This window comes from Dactylosporangium sp. NPDC000521 (assembly GCF_042898305.1).
Classification (GTDB): Bacteria; Actinomycetota; Actinomycetes; order Mycobacteriales; family Micromonosporaceae; genus Dactylosporangium.
Genome location: NZ_JBIAYW010000003.1, coordinates 758,776 through 779,161, shown reverse-complemented (window position 1 = coordinate 779,161; position 20,386 = coordinate 758,776). Strand labels below are relative to the sequence as shown.

Genomic DNA, 20,386 nt, shown 5'->3' with positions numbered 1-20,386 from the left:
AGCCGCCGCGCCGGCCGCTCACGACGCCGCCTCCGGCGCCGCCGCGAACCGAACCCGCACCGCCGGCGAGCGCCCCGAGCCGCCGCGCCGGCCGCTCACGACGCCGCCTCCGGCGTCGCCGCGAGCCGAACCCGCACCGCCGGTGAGCGCCCCGAGCCGCTGCGCTGGGCGCTCACGACGCCGCCTCCGGCGTCGCCGCGAGCCGAACCCGCACCGCCGGTGAGCGCCCCGAGCCGCTGCGCTGGGCGCTCACTGCTGCCCGCGCAGGGCGGCGTGGAGCTCCTGCAGCGGGCGGACGGTCATCTCGCCGCGCAGCAGCGCCTCGACGCCCATGACCGCGGCCGCCGCGCCCGGCAGCGTCGTGATGCACGGGATGTCGGCGACGACCGCCGCGCTGCGGATCTCGTAGCCGTCCTGCCGGCCGCTGGAGCCCTGCGGGGTGTTGATCACCAGAGCGACCTCGCCGCCGGCGATCATCGACACGGCGTTGCGGCCGCCGCCCTCCTCGAAGTGCTTCGGCACGATCTCGCAGGCGACCCCGTACCGGCGCAGCACCTGCCCGGTGCCGGCGGTGGCGACGATCGAGAAGCCGAGGTCGGCGAGGCGCTTGACCGGGAACACGATGCCGCGCTTGTCCCGGTTGGCGACCGTGACCAGCACCGTGCCGGTGGTGGGCAGCGACCCGTACGCGGCGGCCTGCGACTTCGCGAAGGCGTGGCCGAAGGACGTGTCGATGCCCATGACCTCGCCGGTCGACTTCATCTCCGGGCCGAGCAGGTTGTCGACGCCCTTGCCCTCGATGGTGCGGAAGCGCTTGAACGGCAGCACCGCCTCCTTGACCGCGATCGGCGCGTGCTCCGGCGGGGTGCCGCCGTCGCCGGTCGCGGGCAGCAGGCCCTCCGCGCGCAGCTCGGCGATCGTGGCGCCGAGCGCGACGCGAGCCGCGGCCTTCGCCAGGGGCACCGCCGTCGCCTTCGACACGAACGGCACGGTGCGCGACGCGCGCGGGTTGGCCTCCAGGACGTACAGGACGTCGTCCTTCAGCGCGTACTGGACGTTGAGCAGCCCCTGGACGCCGATGCCGCGGGCGAGGGCGACCGTGTAGCGCCGCACCTCGTCCAGGTGCATTCCGGCGAGGGTGATCGGCGGCAGGACGCAGGAGGAGTCGCCGGAGTGGATGCCGGCCTCCTCGATGTGCTCCATGATCCCGCCGACGTAGACCTCGCCGTCCTTGTCGCACAGCGCGTCGACGTCGATCTCGATGGCGTCGTCGAGGAACCGGTCGACCAGCACCGGGTGCGCCGGGGAGATCTCGGTGGCGCGGGCGATGTAGCCGCGCAGGGTCTCCTCGTCGTAGACGATCTCCATGCCGCGGCCGCCCAGCACGTACGAGGGCCGCACCAGCACCGGGTAGCCGATCTCGTCGGCGATGAGCCTGGCCTCGGCGAAGCTGGTCGCGGTGCCGTGCGCCGGGGCGGTCAGGCCGGCCTCGGCGAGGAGCTTGCCGAACGCGCCGCGGTCCTCGGCCAGGTCGATCGCCTCGGGCGAGGTGCCGACGATCGGCACGCCCGCGTCGGCGAGCTGCTGGGCCAGGCCGAGCGGGGTCTGGCCGCCGAGCTGCACGACGACGCCGACGACGCCGGGGCCGCCGGCCGCCTTGCCGGACTCGTCCTCGGCGTGCACGACCTCCAGGACGTCCTCGAACGTGAGCGGCTCGAAGTACAGCCGGTCCGCGGTGTCGTAGTCGGTGGACACCGTCTCCGGGTTGCAGTTGACCATCACGGTCTCGAAGCCCTTGGCGCGCAGCGCCATGACCGCGTGCACGCACGAGTAGTCGAACTCGATGCCCTGCCCGATCCGGTTCGGCCCGGAGCCCAGGATGATGACCTTGGGCCGGTCCGACGGGGCGACCTCGGTCTCCTCCTCGTAGGTGCTGTAGTGGTACGGCGTGCCGGCCGCGAACTCGGCGGCGCAGGTGTCGACGGTCTTGTAGACGGGCCGCAGGCCGAGCCGCTGGCGGAGGCTGCGCACGCCGTCCTCGCCGGCGAACTCGGGCCGCAGCGCGGCGATCTGCCGGTCGGACAGGCCGGCCCGCTTCGCCGTGCGCAGCAGCGGCTCGTCGAGCACGGCGGCGCTGAGGATCTCGGCGCGCAGGTCGACGAGCGCGGCGATCTGGTCCACGAACCACGGGTCGAAGCCGGACGCCTCGCAGACCGCCTGCACGCTGTGGCCCTCGCGCAGCGCCCGTTCGGCCGTGTACAGGCGGCCGTCGTGCGGCACCCTCAGCGCTTCGAGCGCGTCCCCGCCCTTGTCCGGGGCGGTCCAGAACCCGGCGGCCTTCGTCTCCATCGACCGCATCGCCTTGCCCAGGGCCTCCTGGAACGTGCGGCCCATGGACATCGCCTCGCCGACCGACTTCATGGTCGTGGTCAGCTCGGCGTCGGCCCCGGGGAACTTCTCGAACGCGAACCGCGGGATCTTCACCACGACGTAGTCGAGCGAGGGCTCGAACGCCGCCGGCGTCTTGAGGGTGATGTCGTTGGGGATCTCGTCCAGGGTGTAGCCGATGGCGAGCTTCGCGGCGATCTTCGCGATCGGGAAGCCGGTCGCCTTGCTGGCCAGGGCGCTGGAGCGGGACACGCGCGGGTTCATCTCGATGACGACCAGCCGGCCGGTCTGCGGGTGCACCGCGAACTGGATGTTGCAGCCGCCGGTGTCCACGCCGACCTCGCGCAGCACGGCGATGCCGAGGTCGCGCAGCCGCTGGTACTCGACGTCGGTGAGCGTCATGGCCGGCGCGACCGTCACGGAGTCGCCGGTGTGCACGCCCATCGCGTCGACGTTCTCGATGGAGCAGACGACGACCACGTTGTCGTGCTTGTCGCGCATCAGCTCCAGCTCGTACTCCTTCCAGCCGAGCACGCTCTCCTCGATGAGGACCTCGTGCACCGGGGAGGCGACGAGCCCGCCGCCGGCGAGCCGCTCCAGGTCGGCGTCGGTGTGCGCCATGCCGGAGCCGAGCCCGCCCATGGTGAACGACGGCCGGATGACGACCGGCAGGCCGAGCTCGGCGACGGTCGCGCGGACCTCGTCCATCGAGTGGCACACCCGGCTGCGCGGGGTCTCGCCGCCGGCCTTGGCGACGATGTCCTTGAACAGCTGCCGGTCCTCGCCGCGCCGGATGGCGTCGATGTTGGCGCCGATGAGCTCGACGCCGTACTTGTCCAGCACGCCCGCCTCGTGCAGCGCGACGGCGGTGTTCAGCGCGGTCTGCCCGCCGAGCGTGGCGAGCAGCGCGTCGGGGCGCTCCTTGGCGATGACCTGCTCGACGAACTCGGGGGTGATCGGCTCGACGTACGTGGCGTCGGCGAACTCCGGGTCGGTCATGATCGTGGCCGGGTTGGAGTTGACGAGGCTGACCCGCAGCCCCTCGGCGCGCAGCACGCGGCACGCCTGGGTGCCGGAGTAGTCGAACTCGCACGCCTGACCGATGACGATCGGGCCGGAGCCGATGACGAGGACGTGCCGGAGATCGGTCCGCTTAGGCATTGGTGTTCATCAACTCCGCGAATCTGTCGAACAGGTAGTCCGCGTCGTGCGGCCCCGCTGCCGCCTCCGGGTGGTACTGGACGGTGAAGGCCGGCACGTCGAGGCAGCGCAGGCCCTCGACGACCCCGTCGTTGAGGCAGACGTGGCTGACCTCGACCTCGCCGAACTCGGTGCTGGTGCGCCCTTCGCGGGGCGCGTCGACGGCGAAGCCGTGGTTGTGGCTGGTCACCTCGACCTTGCCGGTGGTCCGGTCCAGGACCGGCTGGTTGATGCCGCGGTGGCCGTACCCCAGCTTGTAGGTCCCGAACCCGAGCGCGCGGCCCAGGATCTGGCTGCCGAAGCAGATCCCGAACAGCGGGATCTTCGCGGACATGACCTCCTTGGCCAGGCGGACGGGCGCGTCCGCGGTGGCCGGGTCGCCCGGGCCGGGCGAGAAGAACACCGCGTCGGCGTTCAGCGCGCGGATGTCCTCCAGGGTGCTGCTCGCGGGCAGCACGTGGGTGGTCACGCCGCGGGCGGCCAGCCGGCGCGGGACGTTGCGCTTGATGCCCAGGTCGATGGCGGCGACCGTGAAGCGGTGCTCGCCCTCGGCCGTCACGGTGTACCGCTCGGGCGTGCTCACCTCGGCGGACAGGTCCGCGCCGAGCATCTCGGGCTGCTGGCGGACGCGCTCGAGGAGCCCTTCGCGGTCGTCGTCGACGCTGGAGACGCCGACGCGCATCGCGCCGCGCTCGCGCAGGTGACGGGTGAGGGCCCGGGTGTCGACGCCGCTGATCCCGACGATCCCCTCGACCGCGAGCCGGTCCTGGAGGCTGCCGGAGGCGCGCCAGTTGGAGTAGGACCGGGCGGGGTCGCGCACCACGTAACCGGCGACCCAGACGCGGCTCGACTCGTCGTCCTCGTCGTTGATGCCGGTGTTGCCGATCTGCGGCGCGGTCTGCACGACGACCTGCCGGTGGTAGGACGGGTCGGTCAGCGTCTCCTGGTAACCGGTCATGCCGGTGTTGAACACCGCCTCGCCGAAGGTCTCCCCGATGCTGCCGAAGGCCTCGCCGCGAAAGGTGCGGCCGTCCTCCAGTACCAACAATGCTGCTCTGCGCTTCACCGAGTCGCCTTTCCGTTCAACACCGTCGGCTCGCCGCGCAGGTAGGTCGCCTCGACGCGACCGCGCAGCCCCATCCCGGCGTAAGGGGTGTTGCGTGACCGGCTGGCCAGGGCGGTCGGGTCGACCGTCCACCGGACCTCCGGATCGAAGACCGCGATGTTCGCGACCTGACCGACCTGCAGGGCGTGGCCGTGCCCGGCGAGACCGGCGATCTTCGCCGGCGCGACGGACATCCAGTCCGCGATCCTGTCCCACTGCGGCCCCATCGTCTGTACGACGATCGCCAGGGCGGTCTCCAGACCGAGCATGCCCGGCCTGGCGTACGCCCACTCGCACTCCTTGTCCTCGACGCTGTGCGGGGCGTGGTCGGTCGCGACGCAGTCGATCGTGCCGTCCTGCAGGCCCTTGCGCAGGGCGAGCACGTCGGCCTGCGTCCGCAGCGGCGGGTTCACCTTGTACACCGGGTCGTAGTCGACGGCGAGGTCCTCGGTGAGCAGCAGGTGGTGCGGCGTCACCTCGGCGGTCACCCGCCAGCCCTTGGACTTCGCCCAGCGGATCAGCTCGACGCTGCCGGCGGTCGACACGTGGCAGATGTGCAGGCGCGCGCCGACGTGCCCGGCGAGGAGCACGTCCCGGGCGATGATCGCCTCCTCGGCGACCGCCGGCCAGCCGGTCATGCCCAGGCGGGCCGCGACCTCGCCCTCGTTCATCTGCGCGCCGGTGGTCAGCCGCGGCTCCTCGGCGTGCTGGGCGACGACCCCGTCGAACGCCTTGACGTATTCGAGGGCACGGCGCATGAGGCGCGGGTCGTGCACGCAGTGGCCGTCGTCGGAGAACACGCGGACCCGGGCGGCCGAGTCGGCCATCGCGCCCAGCTCGGCCAGCTGCTCGCCGGCGAGCCCGACCGTGACGGCGCCGATCGGCTGCACGTCGACGAGGCCGGCCTCGCGGCCGAGGCGCCACACCTGCTCGACGACGCCGGCCGTGTCGGCGACCGGTGACGTGTTGGCCATCGCGCACACGGCCGTGTACCCGCCGAGCGCGGCGGCCCTGGACCCGGACTCGACCGTCTCGGCGTCCTCCCGCCCGGGCTCCCGCAGATGGGTGTGCAGGTCCACGAGCCCGGGAAGCGCGATCTTGCCGCCCTTTTTGTCCGGATTTATGCTGACAATTACCCCGTCCTCGACGGTGATCTCACCGAGCTGAGTGTCCGAGATGATCACGCTTTGCCTCCGAGCAGCAGGTAGAGGACGGCCATCCGCACGGAGACCCCGTTGGCGACCTGTTCGACGATCGTGGAGCGCGGCGAGTCGGCGACCTCCGGCGCGATCTCCATGCCGCGGTTCATCGGGCCCGGGTGCATGACGATCGCGTGCTCGGGCAGCCGGCCCATGCGCGGCACGTCGAAGCCGTAGCGCCGCGCGTACTCCCGCTCCGAGGGGAAGTACGCCTGGTTCATCCGCTCCCGCTGGACCCGCAGCATCATGACGACGTCGGAGTCCGGCACCACCGAGTCGAGGTCGTAGGACGTGCTGGCCGGCCACGCACCGACACCGACCGGCAGCAGCGTGGGCGGTGCGACGAGCGTCACCTTGGCGCCGAGGGTGTGCAGCAGCTGCACGTTGGACCTGGCCACCCGGGAGTGCAGCACGTCGCCGACGATGGCCACGTTGAGCCCGGCGAGCCTGCCGAGGCGGTTGCGCATCGTGTACGCGTCGAGCAGGGCCTGCGTCGGGTGCTCGTGCGTGCCGTCGCCGGCGTTCACGACGCTGCCCTCGACCCAGTTGGCGAGCCGGTGCGGCGCGCCGCTGGCCGGGTGGCGGATCACGACCGCGTCGGCGCCCATCGCCTGCAGCGTGAGGGCGGTGTCCTTGAGACTCTCGCCCTTCGAGACGCTGGAGCCCTTCGCCGAGAAGTTGATGACGTCGGCCGACAGCCGCTTCGCCGCCGCCTCGAACGAGATCCGTGTCCTGGTCGAGTCCTCGTAGAACAGGTTCACCACGGTGCGCCCCCGCAACGCGGGCAGCTTCTTCACCTCGCGCCCCGCGATGCTCGCCATCTCCGCCGCGGTGTCCAGCACCAGCGTGGCGGTGGCGGCGTCCAGGTCGGCGGCGCTCAGCAGGTGCTTCATGCCTGCCTCCCCTTGCTCACGATCACCACTGCGTCCTCGCCGTCCTGCTCGGCGACGGACACCCGGACGCTCTCGTCGATCGAGGTCGGAATGTTCTTTCCGACGTAGTCGGCGCGGATCGGCAGCTCGCGATGGCCCCGATCGACGAGGACCGCCAGCTGGACCGTCCGCGGCCGGCCGAGATCCTTCAGCGCGTCGAGGGCCGCGCGGACCGTGCGGCCGGAGAAGAGGACGTCGTCCACGAGGATCACCCGGCGCCCGTCGAGGCCACCGGGCGGGATCTCCGTGTGACCCAGCGCACGGGTCGCCTGCAGGCGAAGATCGTCCCGATAGAGCGTGATGTCCAACACACCCACCGGGATCTCAGCACCCTCGAAAGTGGCGATCCTGGCGGCCAGCCGGCGAGCCAGCGGTACGCCTCGGGTAGGTATGCCGAGCAGCACCGTTTCGGTGGCTCCGGACGTCTTTTCCAGGATCTGATGGGCAATCCGGTCCACCACTCGGGCGACATCTGCCGCCGTTAGGATGGTTTTGCCCAGCTCAGCGCCTGTTGTCGGGGTCGACAAACCAGACCTCCTTCCCCGCCTCACCGGACGGGTCGTTAAAGGACGTCGAACGGCAACCACCCTAACAACCGCCCTGACCTGGGCAACGGATGGGTCTCGACCACTTGACCCCGCGACTTCTGCCAGTTACGGTCACGCTCCGTAGCGATCGCTGGGGAAACCCCTCAGGCCAGTGACTGGGAGTGTCCGTATGCCGTCTGAGTACGCCAAGTCTCTTGGTGCTCGCCTGCGCTCGATCCGGCAGCAGCAGGGGCTGTCTCTGCAGGGTGTCGAGGAGAAGTCGGCAGGGCGCTGGAAGGCCGTCGTCGTCGGTTCGTATGAGCGGGGTGACCGGGCCGTCACCGTGTCCCGCCTCGCCGAGCTCGCCGAGTTCTACCGCGTCCCCGTCGCCGAGCTGCTGCCCGAGGGCAGCGGTGTCAGGCACGAGCCCACCAACAAGATCGTCCTGGACCTGGAGCGGCTGTACGACGCCGGCGCCGAGGACCTTGCCTACGTGGCCCGCTACGCGCGCGCCATCCAGCAGCAGCGCGGCGACTACAACGGTCGCGTGCTGTCCATCCGCGCCGACGACCTGCGCGCCCTGGCGATCGTCTACGACGCCTCGCCGTCGGGCCTGGTCGAGCGGCTCAACGAGCACGGTGTGCTGGTCACCGACCCGCGCAGCCTGTTCCAGTCCTGACCTTCCGTAGCAAGGAGGGGGTCGCTCCGGCGGCCCCCTCCTTGCGTTCGTACCCGCTCTCGGTGGGGCGGACATCACCCTCCACTGAGGGCGTGATCATGATCTCGTCGCCGCTGCACGCACCGGCGTCCGCGCATCCAGCGCCTAGGCATCCAGCGCCTGCGCATCCAGCCCCTGCGCATCCGGCGTCCGCGCATCCGGCGTCCGCGCGTCCAGCGCCTGCGCATCGGCGTCGGGCAGACAGCGCAAAGCCGGGCTGATCCGCTCGGCGGCGGATCACACCCGGCTCAACTGGCTTCCAGTGGCGTCTTACGTGGCGTAGTCGGCGATCCGGCCCAGGATGCCGTTGAGGAAGCGGGGCGAGTCGTCCGTGGACAGCGCCTCCGCGAGCTCGACCGCCTCCGTGATCGCCACGGGGTTGTCGATCTCGTCGTTGTAGAGCAGCTCGTACACCGCGATGCGCGCCAGATTCCGGTCGACCACCGGCATCCGCTCCAGGGTCCACCCCTCGGCGTAGCTGGACAGCAGCTCGTCGATCCGGACGGCGTGGCTCTCCACACCCTCCACCAGCTGGACGGTGTAGGGCAGGTAGCCCGGCTTCGGCTCCTCGAGATTGGCCACGTAGGACGTCAGGACCGACCCGCGCGGCTCACCGCGCAGGTCGGCCTGGTAGAGCACGTCGAGGGCACGCTTGCGGGCCTTGCGTCGCGCGGTCATCTGCGCGGTGACGTCGCCCCCGAGGAAGGAGCCCCCAGTGAAGGACACGGTCAGGACCGGCCGAGGTAACGGCTGTCGCGCGTGTCGACCTTGATCTTCTCGCCGATGTTGATGAACAGCGGCACGTTGACCGTGGCGCCCGTCTCGACCGTCGCCGGCTTGGTGCCACCGGTGGAGCGGTCGCCCTGCAGGCCCGGCTCCGTGTAGGTGACCTCGAGGATCACCGACGTGGGCAGCTCGACGTACAGCGGCACGCCCTCGTGGGTCGCGACCGTCACCTCGGCCTCGGGGAGCAGGAACTTGGTCCCCTCGCCGACCGTGCCGGCGGGGACGGAGATCTGCTCGTACGACTGCAGATCCATGAACACGTAGTCTTCACCGTCGATGTACAGGTACTGCATCGTCCGCTTGTCGACGGTGGCGGTCTCGACCTTCGTCCCTGCGTTGAACGTGCGGTCGACCACCTTGCCGGAGAGCACGTTCTTCAGGGTGGTCCGCACGAACGCGCCGCCCTTGCCCGGCTTCACATGCTGGAACTCAACAACGGCCCACAGATCGCCGTCGAGGTTGAGCACCAGGCCGTTCTTCAGGTCGTTCGTGGTTGCCATGTGGATAGACGTCACTTTCGTCAGTTGGTCCGTGCGGCATCGTGCCGGCGGAAAGGCCCGAAGCAGTGTACCGGTCGAGGTGGCCGGAGTTCATGTCGCATTGGCCACCAGGACATGAGACTCAGCCAGTGTGCCGGAGTGGGCAGACCGGACATCGTCAACCGTACCCTGGGTTTCGCGGGTTCCGTCGCGATCGCGCTGGGTGGCGTCGCGGCCGGCGCCCTTCCTCGCCGTGACCCGTTCGAGGACTGGCCGCTGATCCGCGAGCTGCGCGCCTTCCCTCTCGCGGGCGTCGCCGTCACGTACTTCGGGCTGGTGCTGCTGTGCGGCGCGTGGCTGCGGATGCGGTCCACGCTCGACGACCAGCGCCCCGCCGACCTGATCAAGACCCTGCTGTGGTGGGCCGCACCGCTCGCCGCCACGGCCCCGATGTTCAGCCGCGACGTCTACAGCTACCTCGCCCAGGGCGCGATGGTGCGGCAGGGGCTCGACGCGTACCGCTGGGGCCCGTCCCTGCTCGGCGGCCCCCTCGCCCTGGACGTCCCGCCCATCTGGCAGGACACGCCCGCGCCCTACGGCCCCGTCTTCCTGCGCTGCGCGTCGATGATCGTGGCCGTCACCGGCGAGCACACCGTCGCGGGCGTCTGGGCGATGCGGCTCCTCGCCCTGGCCGGGGTCGCCCTGGCCGTCGCGTGCCTGCCGGGCCTCGCCGCCCGCTTCGGCGTCGCGCCGCAGCGCGCCCTGTGGTTCGGCGCGCTCAACCCGCTGCTCCTGCTCCACCTCGTCGCCGGCATCCACAACGACGCCCTCATGGTCGGCCTGGTCGCCGCCGGCCTGCTCGCCGCCGTCCGCGACCGCCCCCTGCTCGGCGCCGCCCTCGTCGTCGCCGCCGCCCTGGTCAAGGCGCCGGCCATCCTCGCCCTCATCACGATCGTCGCCTTGACCCGCGACCGCAGGGGCGCCCTCATCCGCACGGCGGCCGGGGCGGGCCTCGCCTTCATCGTGCTCCAGGCCGCGTCAGGCCTGGGCCTGGGCTGGATCGCCGCCCTGCACACCCCCACCACCGTCCGCAACGGCCTGTCCCTCAGCACCGACGTCGGCATGCTCCTCGCCTCCGCCGGCCACCCTTCCGCGATGGCGGTCATCCGTCTGGTCGCGGCGGCCGCGGGCTGCGCGCTCGCCGGCTGGGCCCTGCTGCGCGCCCCGAACCCTGTCGCGGGCCTCGGCCTGGCCCTCGCCGCGATCGTCCTGTGCGGCCCGGTCGTGCACCCGTGGTACCTGCTGTGGCCGATCGTCCCGCTCGCGGCCGGCCTGCACCACCCGCCGCCCGCCGCGATCCGCCTCTCGGTCGGCATCGCGATGTTCCTGCTCCCCTTCGGCGCCCCCACCTACCCGCAGGCCGTCGTGGCCGCCATGTTCGGCACCGTCGGCGGCATCCTGTACCTGCGCCTCCGCCCACCCCTGCCCGCCCTGCTCCCCACCGCCACCCCGGCCCCCGCCACCCCATGATCCGGAAGACTTGTTGCCGCCGTAGCAACAAAAACCCTTCCGGATCACGGAAACCACCCTGGTACCACCCAGTCCAGCAATCGACACAGCCCTCTCCCCATGATCCCGTGCGATTCCGGCAGCCAGGACCACCAGAACCATTCGGGATCATGAGGGCCAGCTCGTGGCACACCCGGTCCAGCAACGGCCAGCAACCCGTGATCCGGAAGACTTGTTGCCGTCAAAGCAGCACAAAGTCTTCCGGATCATGGAAGCCCACCCTGGTACCGCCCGGTCCAGCAATCGACGCGGCCCTCTCCCCCATGATCCCGTGCGAATCCGGCAGCCAGAGCCACCAGAACCATTCGGGATCATGAGGGGTCAGCCCTGACACCAGCCAGTCCAGCAACGGCCAGCTACCCCCGTGATCCTGTGCGGTTCCGGTAGCCAGGGCTACCGGAACCATTCGGGATCATGAGAGCCGGCGGCGGAGCAGAGGGTCAGGCGGCCACTGCGGCGTAGGCGGCGAAGAGCAGGTCGTCGGGCGGGCCGGCGAGGGTGCCCGGGGTGGCGAGGCCGTCCAGCACCACGAAGCGCAGCGTCGCGCCGCGGGCCTTCTTGTCGACGCGCATCGCGGCGTGGAGGTCGGGCCAGGCGGCGGCGTCGTACGTGACGGGGAGGTCCAGCAGCTTCAGCACCGCGGCGTGGCGGGCGGCGACGTCGGCGGGGAGGCGGCCGGAGAGCCTGCCCAGCTCGGCCGCGTAGACGAGGCCGACGGAGACCGCGTGGCCGTGCTTCCAGCGGTACTGCTCGCGGCGCTCGATCGCGTGGCCGAGGGTGTGGCCGTAGTTGAGGATCTCGCGCAGGCCGGACTCGCGCAGGTCGGCGGAGACCACCCTGGCCTTGACGGCGACGGCCTTCTCGACCAGGGAGGGCAGCACCGCGCCGTGCGGGTCGAGGGCGAGCGCCGGGTCGGCCTCGACGAGGTCGAGGATGGTGGGGTCGGCGATGAACCCGCACTTGATCACCTCGGCCATGCCGGCGCGCAGGTCGTCGGCGGGCAGTGTGTCCAGGGTCGACAGGTCGCACACGACGCCGGCCGGCGGGTAGAAGGCGCCGACGAGGTTCTTGCCGGCGGCGGTGTTGATGCCGGTCTTCCCGCCCACCGCGGCGTCGACCATGCCGAGCAGGCTGGTCGGGACCTGGACGAGCCGGACGCCCCGCAGCCAGCTCGCGGCGACGAACCCGGCGAGGTCGGTGACCGCCCCGCCGCCCACGCCCACGACGGCGTCGCTGCGGGTGAACGCGGCCTCCCCCAGCGCGTCCCAGCAGCCGGCGGCGACGGCGATGTCCTTGCCCGCCTCCGCGTCCGGGACCTCCAGCGGCAGCACGACGTGGCCCGCGGCCCGCAGCGCGGCCATGACCTGCTCGGCGTGCCCGCGGACGGGGGCGGCGAACAGCACCGCGACCTGCGCCGCGCCGCTGACCAGTGCGGGGACCCGGTCGAAGAGCCCGCGCCCGATCAGGACGGAGTAGCCCGAGACGTCGACGACAGCGGTCACAGCTTCCCTGCCAGTTCGGAGGCGATGTCCTCGGGCGTGCGCCCGCCGGTGGTGACGGTGACGGTGGCGACCTGCTCATACAGCGGGCGGCGCTGGTCCAGCAGGTACTTCAGCGTCGCCCGCGGGTTGATGGCGAGCAGCGGCCGCCCGCTGCCGAGACCGACCCGGGACACCGCGTCGGACAGCTCGACCGTCAGGTAGACCACGGTGTGCCCGGCGAGCAGCTCGCGGGTCTCCGGAGCCAGGATCGCGCCGCCGCCGAGGGCCAGCACCCCGTCGAACGACGACAGCGCCGACGCCACCGCGGCCCGCTCCAGCGCCCGGAAGTGGTCCTCACCCTCGTCGATGAAGATCTCCGGGATGGGCTTGCCGGCGGTGGCCTCGATGTCGGCGTCGACGTCGCGGAAGCCGACACCCAGCAGCGCGGCGAGCAGCGTGCCCACGGTCGTCTTCCCGGCGCCCGGCGGGCCCACCAGGACGGCGCGAGGGCTCACCGGATGACCAGGTTCGACAGGTAGCCGGCGACGTTGCGCTGGATCTCGGGGACCGAGTCGCCGCCGAACTTCTCGAGGGCCGCCTCGGCGAGGACGAGCGCGACCATCGCCTCGGCGACGACGGCCGCGGCGGGGACCGCGCAGACGTCGGAGCGCTGGTTGATGGCGGTGGCGGGCTCGCCGGTGGTGACGTCGATGGTCTGCAGTGCCCGGTTGAGCGACGAGATGGGCTTCATCGCGGCGCGGACCCGCAGCGGCTCGCCGGTGGTGATGCCGCCCTCGAGACCGCCGGCGCGGTCGGTGACCCGGCGGACGCCGTCGGCGGTGGGGATGATCTCGTCGTGCGCCTGCGAGCCGCGGGAGCGGGCCTGCGTGAACGCGTCACCGATCTCGACGCCCTTGATCGCCTGGATGGACATGAGGGCGGTGGCGAGGCGGGCGTCGAGCTTGCGGTCCCACTGCACGTGGCTGCCGAGGCCCGGCGGGACGCCGTAGGCGAGGACCTCGACGATGCCGCCGAGGGTGTCGGCGTCCTTCTTCGCGGCGTCGACCTCCTCGACCATGCGGGCGCTCGCGTCGGGGTCGAGGCAGCGCAGCGGGTCGGCGTCGATGCGGTCGAAGTCCTCGGGGCGGGGCAGCAGGCCGGGCTTGGCGGCGACGGACCCGAGCTCGATGACGTGGGAGACGATCTCGACGCCGAGCGCCTGGCGCAGCAGGGCCTTGGCGACGGTGCCGACGGCGACCCGGGCGGCGGTCTCCCGCGCGCTGGCCCGCTCAAGGATCGGCCTGGCGTCGGTGTGGCCATACTTCTGCATGCCGGCGAGGTCGGCGTGGCCGGGGCGGGGCCGGGTCAGCGGCGCGTTGCGCGCCTGGGCGGCGAGCACGTCGGGGTCGACGGGGTCGGCCGCCATGACGGTCTCCCACTTCGGCCACTCACTGTTGCCGACGCGGATCGCGACGGGGCTGCCGAGGGTGCGCCCGTGCCGGAGACCGCCGACGAACTCGACCACGTCCTGCTCGAACGCCATCCGCGCGCCACGGCCGTAGCCGAGACGTCGACGGGACAACTCTGCCGCCACGGACGCGCTCGTCAGCTCGATGCCTGCGGGAACACCCTCCAGGATCGCGACGAGTGCCGGGCCATGCGACTCACCTGCGGTCAACCAGCGCAACACCCGGCAAGCATGTCACGCGGGTACGACACTTCCCGCAATGAGGTCACCGAAGCCCGTCAGGCGGGACACAGGGCCGCCTCGCCAGCGGCCAGCAGCCCGTCAGACAGAACACAGCACCGCCTCGCCAGCGGCCAGCAGCCCGTCAGACAGAACACAGCACCGCCTCGCCAGCGGCCAGCAGCCCGTCAGACAGAACGCAGCACCGCCTCGCCAGCGGCCAGCAGCCCGTCAGACAGAACACAGTGCCGCACGCATCGCCGCGACCGGCGCCGCCGTCCCGGTGAACAGCTCGAACTGGTCGACCGCCTGCCACAGCAGCAGATCGAGCCCGGACACGATCGCGCACCCGGCGGCGGACGCCGCGGCGGCCAATGGCGTCGGCCACGGCTCGTAGATCGCGTCGAACACGACGGGACGCCCGGACCAGTCCGCGACCGCGAGCGAGTCCGCCGCCCCCTTCGGCACCGTGGAGATCACGACCGGAAACGAGGTGCAGGAGGACAGCGAGTCCCAAGGGGCGTGCGACAGCTCGACGTCGAGCGCCGCGGCCACCGGTTGCAGCTCCTCAAAGGCGGAGAGGCGCCGCGTGTACAGCGTGACGTCCGCCGACAGCGAAGCGGCCGCGGCCAGGGCGGCCCGGGCGGTGCCGCCGCCACCGAGCACGGCGAGCCGCGGCGTGCGCGAGACGCCCGCCTCCAGCAGCGCCCGGACCATGCCAGGGGCGTCGGTGTTGTACGCGTGCCACCCGTACGCCCGCCGGACCAGCGTGTTCGCCGCGCCGATCGCCGCCGCGAAGGGGTCGACCATCGCGGCCACCGACAGCGCGACCTCCTTGAGCGGCATGGTGAGCGACAGCCCGGCCCACTCGGACGAGAGCCCGGCGACGAACCCGGGCAGGTCCGCGGTGCCGCACTCGATCGCCGTGTAGGTCCAGTCGCGCAGCCCGGCGGCCGCGTAGCCGGCGTTGTGGATCGCCGGTGAGCGCGAGTGGCTCACCGGCTGGCCGAGGACCGCTGCCCGCACCTACTTGACGCCGTTCTTCTGCGCCTGCTCCCACAGCTTCTGGAACTCCGAGTACGTCTTGGCGTACGCCGTGTTGCCGGCCGTGTCGATGGCGAGGAAGAAGTAGTAGTCATGCTTCGGCGGGTTGATCGCCGCCTTCAGCGCGCTGGTGCCGGGGTTGCTGATCGGCCCGATCGGCATGCCCGGGACGTCGTGGGCGTTGTACGGGTTCTTCTTGTTGTGCAGCTCGGAGTTGAGCAGCTCGGTCGACGGCTTGGCGCCCTTGCCGGTGATGCGCAGGTAGTAGTTGACGGTGCTGTCGACCTGCAGGCAGTTGCACGGGAACTTGCCGGAGTAGACCCGGTTGTAGAGCACCCGCACGATGCCCTCCTGGTCCTTGTCGAGGCCCTCGACCTGGGCGATCGACGCGCCGATCAGCGCCTCGTAGGGCGAGATGTGCAGCGAGTTCTGCACGCCGTCGATGAACCCGAGGGAGTCGATCTCCTGGTTGAACCGGTTGATGATGATCTTCAGAACGGCGGCCGCGTCGGTGACGTTGGGTGGGAACTCGTAGGTCGCCGGGAAGAGGAAGCCCTCGATGCTCTTGGCGACGCCCTTGCCGTCCTGGCGCTGGAACCACACGTCGGACAGGCCGAGCGCCTTGGTGTCCTGCGAGGCCTTCTCGAACTCCTCGTAGGGGATCTTCGTGACCTCGGCCAGCTTCTTGAACGTGTCCTGGTACGTGAGGCCCTCGGGCAGCGTCACCTTGTTGACCAGGCGGCTCTTCGGGTCGAGCATCATCGACAGGGCCTGGGCGGCGGCCATCTGCTTGCGCAGCTTGTAGAAGCCCGGCTGCAGCTTCTTGCTGCGCTCGTCCTTCTTCGCCGCCTCGACGAACGCCTTCGCGCTCTTCACGACGCCCTTCTCCGCCAACGTGTTGGCGATGTCGGCGGCATACTGCTTGGGCAGGACCTCGACCGTCACCTCGCCGGTGCCGCCGCCGTTGTAGTCGGCAGCGGTGAACATGTCCTTGACCCGGTCGACGCCGACATAGACGCCCAACGCGAGACCGCCGAAGACCAGCAGACTGATCAAGAGCGCGAGGAAGGTCTTCCCTCCACGGCCCTTCCGTCTGCCGCGGGCCGGAGCGGACGCGGCGCGGCGCCGATGTCTGCTGGGCCGCTCCTCGTCGTCCCAGCCCAGGTCAAGCTCGCCCATCTGTCCTTCGCCTCCTGGCATTCAGCCGCGAACGGCCCGTCGCGCGTCGAGCCATCGTTGCAGGATCTCCACGGCGGCCACCTGATCGATGACCGCGCGTTGCCGCCTGCCCCGGACGCCACGCTCCGACAGCCTACGTGTTGCCGCCGCGGTGGACATCCTCTCGTCCGTCAGCAAGACCGGGACAGGGTCCGCCAGCACCGCCAAGCGGTCGGCATACTGCCTGATCAGGACCGCTGCGGGCCCTTCCTTGCCGGCCAGGTTGATCGGCAGCCCGACAACGATCTCCACCACTTCATGCTCGGCGACCAGTCGCAGGATTTCCGACATGTCGGAAGAGACCTTGTCACTCTCGGTGACCTGATCGCGCGGCAGGGTGGCGACGGGGCTCGCGAGGATCCCGTCCGGATCGCAGATCGCGACGCCGACGCGGACACTGCCGACGTCGATGCCGATCCTCCGGCCACGGGTCCACGGCTGCGTCGTCACGGGTAGCACCCTATGCGCACCGCGCACCCCGCGGACGCCCGCGGGTAGGTGAATCGACGAATTCACCTACCCGCATGCAACATCATCTACAGCGCTCGCTCGACCGCCGCGAGCAACGCGGGGGCCTCCGCCGCCGGCACGCCGCCGCCCTGCGCGAGGTCGGCGTTGCCGCCGCCACGGCCGGACAGGGCGCCCTTGACCAGGTCACCGGCGGACAGGCCGCGGCTCTTCGCGGCCGCGTTGAGGCCGACGACGAGCGACGCCTTGCCGCCCGCCCGGGCGGCGACGGCGACGACCGCGGGCCGATCCGCCGGGATCCGGCCGCGGATCTCCTGCACCAGCGTCCGGACCTCGTTCGCGGAGGCGCCCTCCGGCGCCTCGGTGCCGACGTACGCGACACCGTGCACGTCCTTCGCCGCGTCGGCGAGCCCGCCGGCGTTGGCGAGCACCAGCTGGGTGCGCAGCTTCTCCAGCTCCCGCTCGGCGTCGCGCAGCTGCGCGACGGTCTGCTCGACCCGGTCGGCGACCTGGTCGCCCGGGACCCGGAAGAGCTCGGCCAGGCGTGACACCAGGACGTGCTCCCGCGCCAGGTGCCCGAACGCGTCCAGACCGACGAGCGCCTCGACCCTTCGTACCCCCGAACCGATCGACGACTCGGAGAGGATCTTCACCAGGCCCAGCTGGCTGGAGCGCTCGACGTGCGTGCCGCCGCAGAGCTCGCGGGCGTAGTCGCCGACCTCGACGACGCGGACCTCGTCGCCGTACTTCTCGCCGAACAGCGCCATGGCGCCGAGCTTGCGCGCCTCTTCCTGCGAGGTGATGAACGCGTGCACCAGCAGGTCACGCAGCAGCACCTCGTTCACCTGCTGCTCGACGTCGTGCAGCACGCTCTGCGACACGGCGCCGGGGGTGTTGAAGTCGAAGCGGAGCCGGCCCGGCGCGTTGAGCGAGCCCGCCTGGGTCGCCGACTCGCCGAGGAAGTTGCGCATCGTCTGGTGGATCAGGTGGGTCGCGGTGTGCGCCCGCGACACGGCCCGCCGGCGCGCGGTGTCGATCTCGGCGAACGCCGACTCGCCGGGCCGGATCTCGCCCTCGAGGATCTTGACCCGGTGCACGATCAGGCCGGGCAGCGGGCTCTGCACGTCGAGGACCTCGGCCTTGCCGCTGCCGGTGGTGATGACGCCCAGGTCGGGCATCTGGCCGCCGCCCTCCGCGTAGAACGGGGTGGCGTCCAGGACCAGCGAGATCTCCTCGCCCTGGGTGCCCGCGGCGGCACCGAGCAGCGACCGCACGACGGACTCCCGGGCCACCTCGCGGTAGCCGGTGAACTCGACCGGCCCACCCTCCTCCAGGGCGGCGCGGAACTGCGACAGGTCGGCGTGGCCGGTCTTGCGGGCCTTCGCGTCGGCCTTGGCGCGGGTGCGCTGCTCGGCCATGAGGCGGCGGAAGCCCTCCTCGTCGACCGTCAGGCCCTGCTCGGCCGCGATCTCCAGCGTCAGGTCGATCGGGAAGCCGTACGTGTCGTGCAGCTGGAACGCCTTGTCGCCGGGCAGCACGGTCCGCTGCGACTTCTTGGCGTCCGTCACCGCCGTGTCGAGGATCGTCGTGCCCGCCCGCAGCGTCTGCAGGAAGGCCTCCTCCTCGCCGTACGCGTACGTGGAGATCCGGTCGAAGTCGGCGGCGACCTCCGGGTAGGACGGCGACATGCAGTCCCGCGCGATCGGCAGCAGGATCGGCAGCGCCGGACCCTCGTGCCAGCCGAGCAGGCGGATCGAGCGGATCGCCCGGCGCAGGATGCGGCGCAGCACGTAGCCGCGGCCCTCGTTGGAGGGCGTGACCCCGTCGGAGATCACCATGAGCGCGGTGCGGACGTGGTCGGCGATGACGCGCAGCCGCACGTCGTCGGGGTGCGACTCGCCGGCGACCTTCGACACGGCCTGCCCGTAGCGCTTGCCGGTCATCTCCGCGGCCTTGCTCAGGATCGGGTTGACCTCGTCGATCTCGTACAGGTTGTCGACGCCCTGCAGCATCGAGGCGATGCGCTCCAGGCCCATGCCCGTGTCGATGTTCTTCGCCGGCAGCTCACCGACGATGTCGAAGTCCTCCTTCGACCGCACGTTGGTGATCTCGTACTGCATGAAGACCAGGTTCCAGAACTCCAGGTACCGGTCCTCGTCGACCTCCGGGCCGCCCTCCTTGCCGTAGGCGGGGCCGCGGTCGTAGTACAGCTCGGAGCACGGTCCGGCCGGGCCGGGGATGCCCATCGACCAGAAGTTGTCCTTCTTGCCGCGCCGCACGATCCGCTCGGCGGGCAGGCCGATCTTCTTCCAGATCTCGATCGCCTCGTCGTCGTCGAGGTAGACCGTCGCCCAGATCCGCTCCGGGTCCAGCCCGAAGCCGCCCTTGTCGACCGGGTTGGTCGACAGGTCCCAGGCGAGCTTGATCGCGCCGTCCTTGAAGTAGTCGCCGAAGCTGAAGTTGCCGTTCATCTGGAAGAACGTGCCGTGCCGGCTGGTCTTGCCGACCTCGTCGATGTCCGGCGTCCGGATGCACTTCTGCACGCTCGCCGCCCGCGGGTAGGGCGGCGTGCGCTGGCCGAGGAAGAACGGCACGAACTGCACCATGCCCGCGTTGATGAACAGCAGGTTCGGGTCGGCGATCGCCGGCAACGGCGCGCTCGGCACGACCGTGTGCCCCGCCCCCTCGAAGTGGGCGAGGAAACGACGCTTGATCTCCGCGGTCTTCATCGGTGCTGCCGGCCTTCCGGGTAAAGGTCTTCGTCGAGGGTCGCGCCTTCCGCGAACGCGGCGTGGATCTCGGCCTCACGCTCCGCCATGCCGTCGCGTACGTCGTCGACGAACCCGCGGACGGTGCCGGCGAAGCCGACGGCCGAGTCGCGCGCCGAGGCGGCGATGCCCTGCGGGGTGAAGGCCTGCGCTTTCTTGGTGACCGCGCGGACGACCAAAGCGCCGATGGCGAGTCCGATCCCGAGCCACAGCATGCGCCGCATGGCTCAACCTTTCTTGTCGCGTTTGTCAGGTGTTGTACAGGCAGGGCCCGCGCGACTAGCCGCGCTTGCGCCGTGACTGCTTGATCTGTTCGCGCACCTCGGCCTCGTCGGCGGCGGCGCGGCGGTTGGCGGCGGCCTTGCGCACGCCGTAGCCGAACGCGGCGACCTTCACGAGCGGGTTCGCCGCGGCCGCACTGACCACTGTGGACAGGTTCGCCACGTTGGCGCTCACGTGCGACACGTTCTCGGTGATCGTGTCGATGCGCGCCAGCTGCATGTTGACCCCGTCAAGCGTGGTGTGCACCTGGTTGAGTGCCACGTTGACATTGTCGATCGTGCTGTTGATCCGCTCCAGCATGGGGGTCGTCTGGTCCGCGGCGTCGCGCAGCGCACCCGTCGCCGCGTCGATCGTGTGCCGGACCCGCAGGATCGGCACGGCGAGCACCAGCACGAGCACGAAAAACCCACCCGACGCCACCAGCGCCGCGATACCGCCCAGGGACACGGTCACGCCCGACTCCTCCTTCACCCGCGTGGATGCGCTCATCCAACGGAGGAACCCTACCCTCCGTGATGAGACGGCGCTTCTCGAC

Annotated in this window: 18 protein-coding genes; 2 read left to right on the top strand and 16 right to left on the bottom strand. The window is 71.1% G+C overall.

Annotated features, from left to right (window positions below; translation table 11 throughout):
• Window positions 1–249: 249 nt before the first annotated feature.
• The 5 genes from carB to pyrR are packed head-to-tail and all read right to left on the bottom strand — an operon-like array spanning window position 250 to window position 7,351.
• Complete coding sequence (carB, locus tag ACFY3L_RS13715) at window positions 250–3,549, bottom strand: carbamoyl-phosphate synthase large subunit (protein ID WP_389322439.1); 3,300 nt, start codon at window positions 3,547–3,549, stop codon at window positions 250–252.
• A complete protein-coding gene (carA, locus tag ACFY3L_RS13710) occupies window positions 3,542–4,654 on the bottom strand; it encodes a glutamine-hydrolyzing carbamoyl-phosphate synthase small subunit (RefSeq protein ID WP_389322437.1) in 1,113 nt (370 codons plus the stop codon). Before carA ends, carB begins: the two co-directional genes overlap by 8 nt.
• A complete protein-coding gene (locus tag ACFY3L_RS13705; RefSeq protein WP_389322647.1) occupies window positions 4,651–5,847 on the bottom strand; it encodes a dihydroorotase in 1,197 nt (398 codons plus the stop codon). The genes carA and ACFY3L_RS13705 overlap by 4 nt, the downstream gene beginning before the upstream one ends.
• 26 nt (window positions 5,848–5,873) lie before the next feature.
• Entirely contained in the window at window positions 5,874–6,785 is a 912-nt protein-coding gene (locus ACFY3L_RS13700) for an aspartate carbamoyltransferase catalytic subunit (protein WP_389322435.1), read from the bottom strand.
• Window positions 6,782–7,351 (bottom strand): bifunctional pyr operon transcriptional regulator/uracil phosphoribosyltransferase PyrR, encoded by a 570-nt coding sequence (gene pyrR, locus ACFY3L_RS13695; protein WP_389322433.1) that lies wholly within the window; start codon window positions 7,349–7,351, stop codon window positions 6,782–6,784. The genes ACFY3L_RS13700 and pyrR overlap by 4 nt, the downstream gene beginning before the upstream one ends.
• Before the next feature lie 190 nt (window positions 7,352–7,541).
• On the opposite strand from pyrR, the gene ACFY3L_RS13690 reads away from it, so the two are divergent.
• On the top strand, window positions 7,542–8,030 hold the full coding sequence (locus ACFY3L_RS13690) for a transcriptional regulator (protein ID WP_033356835.1): 489 nt from the start codon (window positions 7,542–7,544) through the stop codon (window positions 8,028–8,030).
• 309 nt (window positions 8,031–8,339) lie between these two features.
• Here the strand turns inward: ACFY3L_RS13690 and nusB are convergent, their stop codons facing one another.
• Together nusB and efp are read right to left on the bottom strand one after the other, a co-directional pair.
• Window positions 8,340–8,747: a transcription antitermination factor NusB gene (gene nusB / locus ACFY3L_RS13685; RefSeq protein WP_389322645.1), complete on the bottom strand. Its 408-nt coding sequence runs from the start codon at window positions 8,745–8,747 to the stop codon at window positions 8,340–8,342.
• Window positions 8,748–8,797: 50 nt separating this feature from the next.
• Window positions 8,798–9,355 (bottom strand): elongation factor P, encoded by a 558-nt coding sequence (efp, locus tag ACFY3L_RS13680; protein WP_344503560.1) that lies wholly within the window; start codon window positions 9,353–9,355, stop codon window positions 8,798–8,800.
• A 138-nt stretch (window positions 9,356–9,493) separates the two neighbouring features.
• Between efp and mptB the strand changes: the two genes are divergently transcribed.
• On the top strand, window positions 9,494–10,864 hold the full coding sequence (gene mptB / locus ACFY3L_RS13675; protein WP_389322431.1) for a polyprenol phosphomannose-dependent alpha 1,6 mannosyltransferase MptB: 1,371 nt from the start codon (window positions 9,494–9,496) through the stop codon (window positions 10,862–10,864).
• 479 nt (window positions 10,865–11,343) lie between these two features.
• Here mptB and aroB read toward each other — a convergent pair whose 3' ends face one another.
• The 9 genes from aroB to ACFY3L_RS13630 form a co-directional block, all read right to left on the bottom strand.
• Window positions 11,344–12,405, bottom strand: coding sequence for a 3-dehydroquinate synthase (gene aroB, locus ACFY3L_RS13670; RefSeq protein WP_389322429.1), 1,062 nt, complete (start codon window positions 12,403–12,405; stop codon window positions 11,344–11,346).
• Window positions 12,402–12,899 (bottom strand): shikimate kinase, encoded by a 498-nt coding sequence (locus tag ACFY3L_RS13665; protein WP_389322427.1) that lies wholly within the window; start codon window positions 12,897–12,899, stop codon window positions 12,402–12,404. Before ACFY3L_RS13665 ends, aroB begins: the two co-directional genes overlap by 4 nt.
• Window positions 12,896–14,074 carry a chorismate synthase gene (aroC, locus tag ACFY3L_RS13660; RefSeq protein WP_389322425.1) on the bottom strand — a complete coding sequence of 393 codons (1,179 nt, stop codon included), beginning with the start codon at window positions 14,072–14,074 and terminating at the stop codon, window positions 12,896–12,898. The genes ACFY3L_RS13665 and aroC overlap by 4 nt, the downstream gene beginning before the upstream one ends.
• A 228-nt stretch (window positions 14,075–14,302) precedes the next feature.
• The gene (locus tag ACFY3L_RS13655; RefSeq protein ID WP_389322423.1) at window positions 14,303–15,097 is read right to left on the bottom strand and encodes a shikimate dehydrogenase; all 795 of its coding nucleotides are present in this window, start codon (window positions 15,095–15,097) and stop codon (window positions 14,303–14,305) included.
• Window positions 15,098–16,294, bottom strand: a complete 1,197-nt coding sequence (gene mltG, locus ACFY3L_RS13650) for an endolytic transglycosylase MltG (protein WP_389322421.1) — start codon at window positions 16,292–16,294, stop codon at window positions 15,098–15,100.
• Window positions 16,295–16,315: 21 nt separating this feature from the next.
• Complete coding sequence (gene ruvX / locus ACFY3L_RS13645; RefSeq protein ID WP_389322419.1) at window positions 16,316–16,783, bottom strand: Holliday junction resolvase RuvX; 468 nt, start codon at window positions 16,781–16,783, stop codon at window positions 16,316–16,318.
• A gap of 86 nt (window positions 16,784–16,869) precedes the next feature.
• Window positions 16,870–19,530, bottom strand: a complete 2,661-nt coding sequence (alaS, locus tag ACFY3L_RS13640) for an alanine--tRNA ligase (RefSeq protein ID WP_389322417.1) — start codon at window positions 19,528–19,530, stop codon at window positions 16,870–16,872.
• Window positions 19,527–19,793, bottom strand: a complete 267-nt coding sequence (locus ACFY3L_RS13635; protein WP_389322415.1) for a hypothetical protein — start codon at window positions 19,791–19,793, stop codon at window positions 19,527–19,529. Before ACFY3L_RS13635 ends, alaS begins: the two co-directional genes overlap by 4 nt.
• Window positions 19,794–19,848: 55 nt before the next feature.
• Window positions 19,849–20,298: a DUF948 domain-containing protein gene (locus tag ACFY3L_RS13630; protein WP_389322643.1), complete on the bottom strand. Its 450-nt coding sequence runs from the start codon at window positions 20,296–20,298 to the stop codon at window positions 19,849–19,851.
• Between the last annotated feature and the right edge of the window lie 88 nt (window positions 20,299–20,386).

What these genes read in the sequence shown, in the direction of transcription:
- alaS (WP_389322417.1), bottom strand. Translation starts at nt 19,530, where the DNA reads ATGAAGACCGCGGAGATCAAGCGTCGTTTCCTCGCCCACTTCGAGGGG.
- ACFY3L_RS13635 (WP_389322415.1), bottom strand. Translation starts at nt 19,793, where the DNA reads ATGCGGCGCATGCTGTGGCTCGGGATCGGACTCGCCATCGGCGCTTTG.
- nusB (WP_389322645.1), bottom strand. Translation starts at nt 8,747, where the DNA reads ATGACCGCGCGACGCAAGGCCCGCAAGCGTGCCCTCGACGTGCTCTAC.
- carB (WP_389322439.1), bottom strand. Translation starts at nt 3,549, where the DNA reads ATGCCTAAGCGGACCGATCTCCGGCACGTCCTCGTCATCGGCTCCGGC.
- ACFY3L_RS13690 (WP_033356835.1), top strand. Translation starts at nt 7,542, where the DNA reads ATGCCGTCTGAGTACGCCAAGTCTCTTGGTGCTCGCCTGCGCTCGATC.
- mltG (WP_389322421.1), bottom strand. Translation starts at nt 16,294, where the DNA reads ATGGGCGAGCTTGACCTGGGCTGGGACGACGAGGAGCGGCCCAGCAGA.
- ACFY3L_RS13700 (WP_389322435.1), bottom strand. Translation starts at nt 6,785, where the DNA reads ATGAAGCACCTGCTGAGCGCCGCCGACCTGGACGCCGCCACCGCCACG.
- efp (WP_344503560.1), bottom strand. Translation starts at nt 9,355, where the DNA reads ATGGCAACCACGAACGACCTGAAGAACGGCCTGGTGCTCAACCTCGAC.